The 12,216-nt window shown below is 41.8% G+C and carries 10 protein-coding genes; 7 read left to right on the forward strand and 3 right to left on the reverse strand.

From position 1 onward, the window contains the following. Nucleotide 1 precedes the first annotated feature (1 nt). From hisA to IM797_RS22190, 4 genes are read left to right on the forward strand one after another with little or no spacing between them, the layout of a single operon-like run. Complete coding sequence (gene hisA, locus IM797_RS22175) at nt 2–751, forward strand: 1-(5-phosphoribosyl)-5-[(5-phosphoribosylamino)methylideneamino]imidazole-4-carboxamide isomerase (protein WP_194129387.1); 750 nt, start codon at nt 2–4, stop codon at nt 749–751. Between the two features lie 3 nt (nt 752–754). Then, nucleotides 755–1,510 (forward strand): imidazole glycerol phosphate synthase subunit HisF, encoded by a 756-nt coding sequence (gene hisF / locus IM797_RS22180; protein ID WP_194129388.1) that lies wholly within the window; start codon nt 755–757, stop codon nt 1,508–1,510. Beyond that, nucleotides 1,507–2,097, forward strand: a complete 591-nt coding sequence (gene hisIE / locus IM797_RS22185) for a bifunctional phosphoribosyl-AMP cyclohydrolase/phosphoribosyl-ATP diphosphatase HisIE (protein ID WP_194129389.1) — start codon at nt 1,507–1,509, stop codon at nt 2,095–2,097. Before hisF ends, hisIE begins: the two co-directional genes overlap by 4 nt. Nucleotides 2,098–2,101: 4 nt before the next feature. Continuing rightward, the gene (locus tag IM797_RS22190) at nt 2,102–3,001 is read left to right on the forward strand and encodes a WD40 repeat domain-containing protein (RefSeq protein ID WP_194129390.1); all 900 of its coding nucleotides are present in this window, start codon (nt 2,102–2,104) and stop codon (nt 2,999–3,001) included. Between the two features lie 17 nt (nt 3,002–3,018). Here IM797_RS22190 and IM797_RS22195 read toward each other — a convergent pair whose 3' ends face one another. Together IM797_RS22195 and IM797_RS22200 are read right to left on the reverse strand one after the other, a co-directional pair. After that, complete coding sequence (locus IM797_RS22195) at nt 3,019–8,952, reverse strand: carboxypeptidase-like regulatory domain-containing protein (protein WP_194129391.1); 5,934 nt, start codon at nt 8,950–8,952, stop codon at nt 3,019–3,021. Nucleotides 8,953–9,015: 63 nt separating this feature from the next. Further along, nucleotides 9,016–9,798 carry a C40 family peptidase gene (locus IM797_RS22200; RefSeq protein WP_194129392.1) on the reverse strand — a complete coding sequence of 261 codons (783 nt, stop codon included), beginning with the start codon at nt 9,796–9,798 and terminating at the stop codon, nt 9,016–9,018. Nucleotides 9,799–9,877: 79 nt separating this feature from the next. Between IM797_RS22200 and IM797_RS22205 the strand changes: the two genes are divergently transcribed. Next, nucleotides 9,878–10,336, forward strand: a complete 459-nt coding sequence (locus IM797_RS22205; protein ID WP_194129393.1) for a universal stress protein — start codon at nt 9,878–9,880, stop codon at nt 10,334–10,336. Nucleotides 10,337–10,518: 182 nt separating this feature from the next. Here the strand turns inward: IM797_RS22205 and IM797_RS22210 are convergent, their stop codons facing one another. Then, nucleotides 10,519–10,869 carry a 4Fe-4S dicluster domain-containing protein gene (locus tag IM797_RS22210; protein WP_194129394.1) on the reverse strand — a complete coding sequence of 117 codons (351 nt, stop codon included), beginning with the start codon at nt 10,867–10,869 and terminating at the stop codon, nt 10,519–10,521. A gap of 77 nt (nt 10,870–10,946) precedes the next feature. On the opposite strand from IM797_RS22210, the gene IM797_RS22215 reads away from it, so the two are divergent. Together IM797_RS22215 and IM797_RS22220 are read left to right on the forward strand one after the other, a co-directional pair. Beyond that, nucleotides 10,947–11,969, forward strand: a complete 1,023-nt coding sequence (locus tag IM797_RS22215) for an acyl-CoA reductase (RefSeq protein WP_194129395.1) — start codon at nt 10,947–10,949, stop codon at nt 11,967–11,969. 43 nt (nt 11,970–12,012) lie between these two features. Continuing rightward, nucleotides 12,013–12,216, forward strand: coding sequence for a fructose-6-phosphate aldolase (locus IM797_RS22220; protein WP_194129396.1), 204 nt, complete (start codon nt 12,013–12,015; stop codon nt 12,214–12,216).

Genomic DNA, 12,216 nt, shown 5'->3' on the forward strand with positions numbered 1-12,216 from the left:
AATGTACATTATTCCAGCAATTGATATCTTAGATGGAAAAGTAGTTCGCTTAAGAGAAGGCGACTATGACCAGAAAACAGTATACGATGTTTCCATCGCCGAAATGATAGAGACCTACCGGTCTAACGGTACAGAATTCATACATATTATTGACTTAAACGGCGCCAAAGGTGATTTCAGCAATCAAAAAGCGCTGTTTGACATCATCAAAAAAACGGATATGCGTGTGCAATATGGTGGCGGAATCCGCACCATAGAGCAGGTGACCAATTTACTTGATGCCGGTATACACCGCGTAATTGTGGGTACACAAGCCATCACCAACCCTGATTTTTTAAAAGAACTGAGTACCGAAGTGGGCAAAAAATACGATTATGCCAACCGCATAGTCATTGCGATTGATGTACTTGACGAAGTGATTAAATATTCAGGATGGATGGAAAGTTCTCCAATCAAACTGATGGACTACGTGGATAAATGTTTACAACTGGGCTTTTTCAGATTTCTTTGCACAGATATCAACAAAGACGGAAAATTGGGTGGCGCAGCGGTTGATCTGTACAAAAAACTATTGGAGCACAGTCCTTTCATTAAATTGATCGCTTCTGGTGGTGTAAGCTCAATGAAAGATATTGAGGAACTGGATAAATATGACATCCGTTCTGTAGTAGTTGGAAAAGCCATTTACGAGAACCGGATTACGATCGAGGAGATTAAAGAATGGAATTTGAAGCAAATGACTTCTTTATAGCCCATGCTCAGTAAACGCATTATCCCCTGCCTGGATGTAAAAGATGGCAGAACGGTAAAAGGAGTGAATTTTGTAGACCTGAAAGATGCCGGCGATCCGGTGGAGCTGGCCTGGCAATACGCGCAACAGGGTGCTGATGAACTCGTATTTCTGGATATTACGGCTACGCATGAGCGCAGGGGAACAACAATTGAAATGGTCAAGGCAGTTGCCCGGCAACTCAATATCCCCTTTACCATCGGTGGCGGCATTACCTCGGTAGCAGATGCAGAAGCCCTGTTAAACTCAGGTGCTGATAAGATCAGCATCAACTCTGCCGCAGTCAGGAACCCGCAATTGATCGAAGATTTAGCTAAAGCTTTTGGTGTACAGTTTGTGGTGCTTGCTGTAGATACCAAACTGGTAAATGGCCGCAATATGGTTCACCTGAATGGCGGCAGACTGATCACAGAACTGGAAACGGAAGATTGGATTTTGAAAGCGGAAAGTCTTGGGGCTGGTGAAATTTTATTAACCTCTATGGACCATGATGGTACTAAAAATGGTTTTGACTGTTCATTGCTCGATAAAGTAGCCCGTTCCATCAACATTCCGGTGATTGCCTCTGGCGGTGCAGGAACAATGGCTCATTTTACAGATGTATTTTTACAAACTGGTGTAGATGCAGCATTGGCCGCTTCGGTATTCCATTTTGGTGAAATTCCGATCCCCGACTTAAAAGAAGAATTAAAGAAACACAACATACCGGTAAGGTCATGAAAATAGATTTTGAAAAAACACAGGGTTTAGTACCTGTCATTATACAGGATGTACAAACCCTGGAGGTTTTAATGCTGGGCTACATGAACCAGGAAGCCTGGGAAAAAACACAGGCAGAAGGTAAAGTAACCTTCTTTTCCAGGTCCAAAAACCGGCTCTGGACTAAAGGAGAAGAAAGTAGAAACTTCCTTTTTGTAAAGGAAACACACATCGACTGCGACAACGATACCATCTTGATTAAAGCCAGTCCGGTTGGGCCAACCTGCCATACCGGCTCACGCAGCTGTTTTAAAACCGATTACAACCAGAATTTTATTTTTGAGCTGGAGCAGATCATTAAAGACAGGTATGATAACCCTTCAGACGAATCTTACGTCAATAAATTGCGTAATAAAGGATTGAACAAAATTGCCCAAAAGGTTGGTGAGGAAGGTGTAGAAACCGTAATTGCTGCTTTAAATGAAACCGATGTTGATTTTGTCAATGAAAGTTCTGACCTGATTTTTCATTTACTGGTATTGTTGAGGGAAAAAGGAAAAACCCTGGCAGATATTGGTATAAACCTGGAAGGTAGACATAAGAAATAAACCCATGCTTAAACACCTCCATACCCTTAGCGGCCACCAAAATCCAATATATGCCTTAGCCTCTGCTGAAGATCCTACCCGATTTTATAGTGCAGGTAACGATAAAGGTGTGGTAGAATGGTCGCTAACCGATATGGCTTTTGTGAAGATTATTGTACCTGTGCAAAGTTCCGTGTATGCTTTACACAGGTACAACAACCTGCTTTTCATCGCGCAAAGAAGTGGCCTCATCCTGGTATTTGATTTAAAACAACAAAAGACCCTGGCTACACTGAGTCACCATCAGAAAGGTGTATTTGACTTAAAAACCATCGCACACAAAGACGAACTGATCAGTACAGGAGAAGATGGTATCGTCGCCATCTGGTCGTTAAAAGACTTTAGTTTGTTGTATCACTTCCCTGTGATCCCAAACACCGTTCGGGTGATTGCGGTAAGTACGGATGAACAACAAATAGCCATTGGCGCAAAAGACGGCATCATCAGGATATACCGTACTGAAGACTACAGTCTGGTTAACGAATTGCAGGAACATACACTGCCCATCACTGCCCTGCAATATGCCCCAAATGGCGATTACCTGATTTCAGGCAGCAGAGATGCGCAGCTCAAAGTTTGGAGCTTACCAGAATACACCCTGATCAATAGCATTCCTGCACACATGTTTAGCATTTATGCCATCGTCTTTCACCCCAGTTTACCTTATTTTGCCACCTGTAGTCAGGACAAGAGCATTAAACTATGGAGCAGTACAGATTTTAAGCTATACAAGATTTTAAGCATTGAAAAAGGCACAGAAGGTCACTTCCACTCCATTAACAAAATGATATGGAGTCAGGACGGCCGTCAGCTGATCTCAACAGGAGACGACCGCCAGGTGATGGTCTGGGATGTTACCGCCTAGGCAAAACCTGCCGAAACTCAGTTAACCTGCACCCTTTTCATCCCTTCCCTGCCATAAAATACAGGAAAATACATCATTTCTGCTTTTGCAGGATTCAATACATAACTTCCTGAGTACCTTGGCATCAATTCCACATCAAAAGTATACTTTCCTTTTTTCAGCTTGGTACAAAATATGGATGTTTTTTGCTTAAAATATTCCCTGTGGGTTTCTACACCCCAAAAACTTTGCATTTTATTCTCGTAAGAACAGCCTGCCGGAACCGGGATCTCAATCATCACATAATCTGCATCAGCCCGAACTTCTACTTCAGTCCTCAATACGACCAATGTGCCAGCTTTCAGTTTTTTAACCACGTCGCCTTGTTGTACAAAGGAAGTTTTAACTGTAAAATCTTTACTTACTTTTTCCGGATTCGGATTATGAAACTGCTGGTAAGCTGTAAAATAAACCGGCGCATTCCCTTTTTGTTTCACCTGTACTTCCCCTGCTTCCATTACTTTATGGAAAGGGAATTTGGTAATCGTTTCCGTTTGGTTCAAAACCAATGATGCAGGTTCCGGTTTTTTACCCTCCACTATCAGATCGGGCAAAATGGTTTCCAGAATTAATGAAGATTCATAAGTATTGCGCCATTGCCCATCTCTGCGCTGCTCTAAAAAATAGCGTTGAATATGGTCCAGCTGTTTTGGATAACCACCATTCCTTTTCAAAATCTGGTAAGCCAGCAAGGAGTTCTGGATGCTGTTGTCCCAGAACCGGTTACTTTCCGCGCCCCAATAAATGTTACCAAACATCGTTTCTTTCTTCAGGTCCAGCATCCATTTCAGGTCGACAGAGATTCCAGCCAACTGCTTCAATTGCACCAGTTGTAACCTTTCATACAAAGGTTGTTTGGCTAGTTCCGGCATATCCGGATGTTTTTTGCGCTCCAAAGCATAACTGGCCTCCAGATCTGTCCTTTGCTTTTCAAGCGCTAAAACCCAGTCCTTCAGGTAATATTTATCATCGAGCAGGTGCAGCATTTTAATGCCATAAACCTGGTTAAAACCCGGATTACTGGCCATTTTATCCACCAGGTAATTGTACAACCGATCTTTATCAAAACTGACGGTATAACCTTGTTTTTGTGCTTCCAGTAAAGATTCTACTACATGCAGACTGATCCACAATTCTTCGTTACTATTTTGCCACCAGCCCCAGGTACCTTGTGGCGTACGGCTGTCCACCAGCTTTTTCAGCAATTTTTGAATGTTCTTTTCCTCTTTAAATTCCTCGCCAAGGTATTTGCGGATCTTTTTCTCCAGCAGCAGCGCTTTCAATTTAGAAGCCGTTTGCTCATTACACAAATACTCATAACGGTTTACCTTTTCAATCTCATCCAGCAAAGTCGGAAAAACAGAAGCTTCGGCATTGAGCGTTACTTTGCCCAGTTTCGCATCAAATTGATAAACAGCAGCAGTATCTCTCGACAATACATCGAAATAACCTTTAGTCTCCAGAACGCCCTTTTGGAATAAAGGAATTTTACGCAGTTCCCCATCAAAATAGCCGCTTTTTTGTGTCATGGTATAGGTAAAACTTAAGCTATCCAGTACGCCCACATGTTCCGGACTAACCTTCATTCCAGCACCTTTGGCTACAATTGAAATGGTATCAATTTTAGCGTTTTTAAATTTTACAGCAGTATTGAGCAATTCGGCACCATTGTAACTAAATTTACGGATCACTTCCTCTTCCGAAGGACCATAATTCATCAGTTTACCGATCACCCTAATGCTATCTCCTGCCAAAGCAAACTGCGGCGAAACAAAATTAGCGCTCAACATTTTAAAGGACTTGATATTGCTTTCTGCCTGTCCACTTTGTTTGCGTCCGTTCATGGCCACAACCCTGGTATTCCAATTGGTGATGTCATCTGGAAACCTGACGGTAAACGTCGCATTTCCAGCAGCATCAGTTAACAATTTAGGTTGCCAGATGGCATAATCAGAAAAATTAGTCCGCATGCTACCCTTTTGTTGTACCAATTCTCCAGCTGCATTTGCCATCGCGTTTCCACCCTTGGTTTTAATAATGATCACACCTGCCGCTGCACTGCTACCATAAATGGCAGTTGCCGCGGCATCTTTTAATACATCGATGGAACTGAGAGTAGCCGGATCCAGAGCCTCCATGTCGCCGCTAAATGGCACCCCATCAACGATAATCAAGGGCTTCTGACCGCCTACCGGGGCCATCCCACGAATCATTATTTTTTTATCAGCATTGGAAATTGCAACACCAGCTACCCTTCCGGCGAGTGCATTTCCTATCGACATTTCTGAAACAGAGCCTGTTAATAACTGTTTGCGTTGTGTACCATAGCCAACCACCACAACTTCGTTTAAAGATTCATAGCTTTCAGCAATGATGATGTCTCCTGCATCTGCATTTGTTAAAGGAACTTCTTTACGTTCATAACCAATATATGAAATAACTAGCATGCCGCGTTCAGGAATCTTGATTGTAAAATAACCCTGAGCATCTGTAGTTACTGTATTTTTCGTTCCTTTAATGATCACCACAGCACCCAATATCGGCTTCTTGTCAGATTCAGCAAGCACGCGGCCCCGCATCACGCCTTTAAGCGTAGCCGGATCGAAATAAACCGCATTGATGTCTTCGACAATATTATCCCTGGCAGTATATTGACCATACGGGTTACTGCCAATATTTACACTTTTGATCTGAAAGTCTATTTTACGGCTCAGTTGATCTGCAGGATGGATCTTTAAACCTTCCCATTTCACATAATTCACACCGGCTGATCTGATCTCCAGCTGCTCAGCCACTACATACCTGTTGTCTTTAAACAAGTAAATAACCCGGTATTTGCCCTTTTCCAAAGGATTAAACTGATTTGTATTTCCCGGATAGATCTCTAAAAAGTCTGGCTGATCATAGCGATAGATGAGTATATTTTTGAGGTAAGGAAGTTGTTTCAGTATGGTGGTATCCAGGTTCATGACCAATCGGCCATATTGCTTATCGTAACTACGGGAATTGGAAAAGAGCGTAGTGGTACTGCTTCTCAAATCCAGATATTCATTCCAGATGCGGTCTATTTCTCCCCGGCTTACCGGATATGCCTTGTAATCCACGCCAGGATTTGAACCCGACGCCAGCTGCCTGTTGAAACCATATTTGCCAGCGTAGGATTTCTGTTTAAGCAATCCCGGCAAGAATGTATACGTATAACCTGGTTCCTTTAGAAAATTCATATTCAAAATACCAGAACTGAAAGACAACAGATTTTGACGAACCGGCCCAACCAATAAGGCATTTTGATCGCCTTGCGGATTACGGTAAAGACTTTGCAAGCTACTCATCCGCTCAGTTAGCGGAGGGTTTAACAACAGCGTATCGCCCTCCATAGCGAGCAAACTCTTATCGCCATGAAAATTATCGGCGATACGTATCATGTACTGGCTCAAAGCATTCGCTTCCTGCTCACTCAGTTCACTTTTCTCTTTAATTACCCTGGCCACGGTATTTTTAACATCGGCCAATACACTGATGATTGTCTTTTTACCCTGCGGAAATGAATAGTCATCCAGGAAAACAGAATGGTTAGCTGTACGCAGCTGAATGCTATGACTCCCGGGACTAACCTCAAAGGCGTAACGTTGTAATTGGTTGGCCTGACTAAAATAAACCGGAAGCCCGTCAATGTATAAAATATGCACCGGTTCAATGGCACCATCTTTTATAACAAATGGGGCAACTACTGCTTTGAGCCGATCATTTCCATCTTCCTGTAAAGTATAGACGCTCTTTGTTTGCGTAAACTTATAATATTCAATGGTATCCAGGTTCATCGATTTTGCCCATTTATCCCAGTTGAGCTGCAAATCTCCAGTCCACTGCAGCACCTGCGCATTCGCCATTGGCTTCAGTTTACGCGCATAATGCCCTTTTCCAAAATTTGGCAGGCCAGGCGCATAACCATTTTTAAACTTAGCGGTATAAGCATAGGCGGTCACATCAGTTTTAGGAACAGGCTTGTTTTCTGCGTCGGTGACATTAACCAACAGATTAACCTGCTGACCAGGGTAAACCACATCAGGCCCAATCAACTTCACATTTAACAAATTGGGCATGTAATACGTACTGTTTTCCAGGCTCATTTCCTTACCGGCCCACAAATAATTGATCCTGACATGCACAGCTTTTGCGGTACCGTGTTTAAATAAAGTATCCAGATTACGGGTGTAGCCCTTAGACAATATGGAATTCCCTGAAAAAACCGTAAACCAGAAAGGCACGCGGTGCGCATTGTTGACTACAATACGAACTGAATCTTTACCCTGGGCAGCAGCGATGCTAATTCCCGGTTGCAGGCTTGTTATTTCAATCTCCTGGCGATAACCACTGGCTGTTTTTATCACGTAAGCCTCAGCGTTATAATTGAGCTTAATGGCCGTTGGAAGCTGAATACCCAGCGTATCGAAGGCTTCTTTATTGGGATATTTCCTTTGCAAAACAGCCGGTTGTGGAACAGGTTTTTCATCAACGAGATAGTCCAGGTACAAGCTGTCATTTTTAAATTCGTATTTAATGCGCTTGTTTTCATAGTTATACTTTAACCGTTCTGATGCTGTTTTTCGCTCATTATTGCTGTTCAAAAAGGTAAAATAAGCTGTAAAATTCAGGTCGGCCTTTGGAAAAACGCTATCTGGGATCACCAGTTTCGTTTCACCAACCGGGTCCATAGTCACCGTAGTTTTCCACAAGGAATCTTTTACAAATACGCGGCCCTGGTGGTATTTAAACACATCGTCAGCACGTAAAATAACTTCCACCCGGCCGTCCGGCACCACCAGTTCATTCTCGTCGGTAGCCTTCATAAACACAGTAACCGGACTGCCAGGCCCATAGCTTTTCTGATCAGACCGGACTTTAAAACTGACCGATTTCAATTCATAATCTTCATACCTGAAACTGCCCGTATAAACGGTTTCCCAATAATCCCCTTTTGGCTGTTCTAAACTGATGGTATAGTGCTGGTCTAATTGCAATTTCAGACTGTCGGCCAGAACAAAACTATAGGTATAACCACCCTCCCGATAGGGATCCAGATTGGTTAAAATCCTCTTTTTCTGGCCATAATTATCCAGGGAAACCCGTAAAGTTTTATTGTACAAAGATGTGCCGTTTTTGTCGACCAGGTAGGCTTTAAATTTCACTGTATCCAAAGGCTTATACATAGGCTTATTGAATACCATGTATCCTGGTAAAGTACTGTTTTTTATCTTCCTATTCCCATAACGATCCGGGTTAAACCACCTGCGAAATGGCATCCAGATGTATTTGACTGGTGCACTATAAATGAATTTTTTAAAAAAAGAGTTTTGACGACGGGCATAGACATTGTTGTTATTTCCGACTTCATATGTAAAATAATTGCTTACGCCAGCGTATTTTACGGCAATCACCTTTATTTTTTGTCCGTAATTTGATTTGTAAAGACCGGCTTTTGCATCAAATTTTACAGTTTTCCCCTTCCCTATTTTGACCTCTGCATCGTCTATCCGGTTCCCCTTTAAATCGGTCACCATAAATTGAAACTCCTTTCGGTTATTGATGAATTCCAGATTTACATTTTGAACCGGCTTTAACGTATAGGTTAGTTTATTTTGAACTGCCGTTACGTATAAATAGTTTCCAAAAGGCAATTTTCGGTTCAGGGGCTTTGCAGAATCGGTATAAAAAGAATCAATCCGGCTGTGTAAAAAGCTTTCTTGCACAATAGCACTTGATTTTGAGGCAATGGCAAAAGCTTCATGATCTTTAATCTGATAGATATAAGTATAGTAAGCTGCCTCCCGGCTACTGCTTAATTTTTTCTGGGCAAAAACTGCGTTGAAGCTGCATAAAAATAGCAGGAATGAGCGTAAAAATAGTTTCATAGAATTGCATTTATATATGGATGCAGAAACCTGCATTTTCCATAAACATAAACACAATTTACATTAAAAAAATCGTTTTACAATTCTCAGTTTGTGCGAATATCGCCCCAATTCAGCACTATAAATACCTTCAGTATCCATTTTATCTATTTTTACCCGGCCCGAGGCATGGATAATTTCACTTGCGCTGAGCATAATACCTACATGGATGATGCGTCCTTCAGCATTATCAAAAAAAGCAACATCTCCTGCTTTTACTTCCGGCAAAAAATCAACCGAATTTCCTTGTTCGGCCTGCTGCCAGGCATCTCTTTTCAGGTCAATACCGTTCAGTTTGAATACAGTTTGTACAAAACCAGAACAATCTATTCCATAAAAATTCCTTCCGCCCCATAAATAAGGTGTATTCAGGAACAATAAAGCATCATTTAGCAGCTGTGCGGTAACTACCTGTGCTGGTGCAATAACCGGCTCAAAGTTAAGTTTAAACTTTTCAGGGCCCAGTGTACAAAAGCCGGCATCAAATGCAGGTAAATTACTACCAGGCGATAAGTAGTAATTTCCTCCTGTTGAATCTGTAACGATATTCAGCATAGCGGCAGGTACCAGGTATTTAGAATTTTTACCTTTCAGAAATTCTGTTTCCGAAATTTCGTAGACTTGCTTAAAGTCCATCCAGCCTTCGTAACCATCATAAGCATTCCGAACCCTCAACCAGCGATCCGTCCTTTCCAGGATTTCCACATGGTCGCCAAATAGCAGCTGTGAACTCATTTCTGCCTTGTCCGCATCTGCTACTCTTAAAGGGGCTATTGCCACTCTGCAAACTCCGTATTGTTGCTCCATAATTGAATTATCAGTGCATAAAATTAAACTTTTACATGGTTATTTTGTTAGTTTTATAGTAAACTTTAATTCAAAAATCATGAACCTCAAAAAAATCTTAATTGCTGTTGATAACAGTACCTGTTCAGAAAAAGCTGCAAAAACAGGTTATGAAGTAGCAAAAACTTTTGGAGCAGAGGTTGCGCTGGTAAACATCATAGAGCCTGTTCCGGCTAACATTAATCCGGATCTGACACTGGCACCTGTTTTCCTGGAAGCGTACGACAATAGCGAAGAGAACAGCAATATATTATTGCGGGAATTGGAGTCAAAATACAGTTTAGGAATTAAAACAACTTATTTAAGTGTCATTGATAGTGCCGCACATGGAATCATCAACCAATCTGATGAGTGGGGATCTGACCTCATTGTGATCGGTACTTACGGCCGTACCGGTCTATATCATTTTTTAATGGGTAGCGTAGCAGAACACGTGGCCAGAAAATCGGCCTGCCCGGTTTTGATCATTCCAAATAAATACGAGGAAAAAACTGAGTAAAGCCAGCGTTATATGCTAGTCGTATCAACGTCGTATTTACGGGGGCTTTGATGGGGCCTTTAAGCGGCGTTGCCGGGGCCTTGCTGGGGCTAAAACCTCCGAAACACCGTGTCATCGCCTGCTCAAAAATAAAGAAAGGCCTTCCCTATTCCAGAGAAGGCCTTAATTATACATTAACCGGCTTAATTTTCCTGGTGTAACCAGGCTTTTTTAGCCAAAAGTTCATCTTCGGTTTCGCGCACATCTTCATCATCCACACAACAATCAACCGGACATACCGCTGCGCATTGAGGCTCGTCATGAAAACCCTTACATTCTGTACATTTATCAGATACGATATAATAAACTTCATCAGATACCGCTTCCTGCGATGCCTCTGAATCTATTTCTTTACCACCGAAATCTATGATCCCATTTAAATTGGTACCATCAGAAAATCTCCAGGCTGTGCCTGCATCATAAATTGCATTATTAGGGCATTCAGGCTCACATGCTCCGCAGTTAATGCATTCGTCTGTTATTTTAATAGCCATGTCTTCGTCTAAATCTATTTGCTAAGTTTACCTTTGCAGCAGCAAATATAACACATAAACTTTAAAATTGTTGGAATATGCCCATCCTAAATAGCGAAAAACTAATTATTGCATTAAAAAAACTTAACGAATTCCTGGTTAATCCCGATGAAGATTTTAAAAACCTGATGTACTCAGCCTCCAATAAGAACGCCTGGTTTAACCTTGAAGAAGTAGAAAAAGCAGTAAAGGCATTGCAACAAATGCTGGATCCACAGGATCTGGAGTTGTGGTTCAGAGATATTGTGGTCAGCAATACGCCTAAAAAAATTGGTTTAATCCTCGCGGGAAATATTCCGATGGTGGGCTTTCACGATGTGATTTCTGTATTGGCCACCGGAAACATCGCATTGATTAAATTGTCTTCTGCAGATGACCAGTTACTTCCTGCCCTATTGAAAAGGCTGATTGCTGAAGAACCTTTGCTCGAAAAACACATCATCTATGTAGAGCGTTTGAGCGGCTTCGATGCGGTAATTGCTACCGGCAGTAACAATTCTTCACGTTATTTCGATTACTATTTCGGCAAAGTACCACACATCATCCGAAAAAACAGGAATAGCGTGGCTGTCATCACCGGAACAGAAGCACCGGAAAAACTGGCCTTACTTGGTCACGATATATTTGATTACTTCGGTTTGGGCTGCAGAAACGTCTCTAAAATTTATATTCCGGAAGATTATGACATTAAGCATTTCTTTGAACCGATCGAGTCATTCCAGAACATCATCAACCATTTCAAATACAACAACAATTACGATTACAACAAGTCCATTTACCTGGTTAACCTGACACATCATTACGACAATGGCTTTTTATTGCTGAAAGAAGATTCCAGTCTTTCCTCGCCCCTGGCTGTTTTGTATTATGAAAAGTACAGCAATCTGGCAGAGCTCGAAGCCCTGCTCAATGGCCAGGCTGAAAACATTCAATGTGTAGTGAGTGCAACGCCTTTAAAACTGAAAGTCCCGGTACTGGGTTTTGGACAGAGCCAGACACCCAAGTTGTGGGACTATGCCGATAATGTCAATACAATTGAGTTTTTGAACAGCTTAAATTAATATGCTTTAGCTAAATCTCATTTTGAAATACTATTTTTGAACAATGTATGTTATTAAAGTAAAAGGTATAGCCAAGATTCCCGACTACGTACAGTTGCGGGATGACAAGTTTACATTGCTTGCCTATTTCAGGGTTGACCGCCCGGATAAGTCCCTGGATAAACTAGGCCTTGGCGATCGGTTACCGGACATAATGAATTTTATAAATGATTTGCCCTTCGGACAAATTGCTAAATTAGAGATCTAA

Source organism: Pedobacter sp. MC2016-24 (assembly GCF_015223055.1).
Classification (GTDB): Bacteria; Bacteroidota; Bacteroidia; order Sphingobacteriales; family Sphingobacteriaceae; genus Pedobacter.

Excerpts from the sequence above, each read along its gene's own strand:
- hisA (WP_194129387.1), top strand. The coding sequence starts at position 2 with ATGTACATTATTCCAGCAATTGATATCTTAGATGGAAAAGTAGTTCGC.
- hisF (WP_194129388.1), top strand. The coding sequence starts at position 755 with ATGCTCAGTAAACGCATTATCCCCTGCCTGGATGTAAAAGATGGCAGA.
- hisIE (WP_194129389.1), top strand. The coding sequence starts at position 1,507 with ATGAAAATAGATTTTGAAAAAACACAGGGTTTAGTACCTGTCATTATA.
- IM797_RS22190 (WP_194129390.1), top strand. The coding sequence starts at position 2,102 with ATGCTTAAACACCTCCATACCCTTAGCGGCCACCAAAATCCAATATAT.
- IM797_RS22195 (WP_194129391.1), bottom strand. The coding sequence starts at position 8,952 with ATGAAACTATTTTTACGCTCATTCCTGCTATTTTTATGCAGCTTCAAC.
- IM797_RS22200 (WP_194129392.1), bottom strand. The coding sequence starts at position 9,798 with ATGGAGCAACAATACGGAGTTTGCAGAGTGGCAATAGCCCCTTTAAGA.
- IM797_RS22205 (WP_194129393.1), top strand. The coding sequence starts at position 9,878 with ATGAACCTCAAAAAAATCTTAATTGCTGTTGATAACAGTACCTGTTCA.
- IM797_RS22210 (WP_194129394.1), bottom strand. The coding sequence starts at position 10,869 with ATGGCTATTAAAATAACAGACGAATGCATTAACTGCGGAGCATGTGAG.
- IM797_RS22215 (WP_194129395.1), top strand. The coding sequence starts at position 10,947 with ATGCCCATCCTAAATAGCGAAAAACTAATTATTGCATTAAAAAAACTT.
- IM797_RS22220 (WP_194129396.1), top strand. The coding sequence starts at position 12,013 with ATGTATGTTATTAAAGTAAAAGGTATAGCCAAGATTCCCGACTACGTA.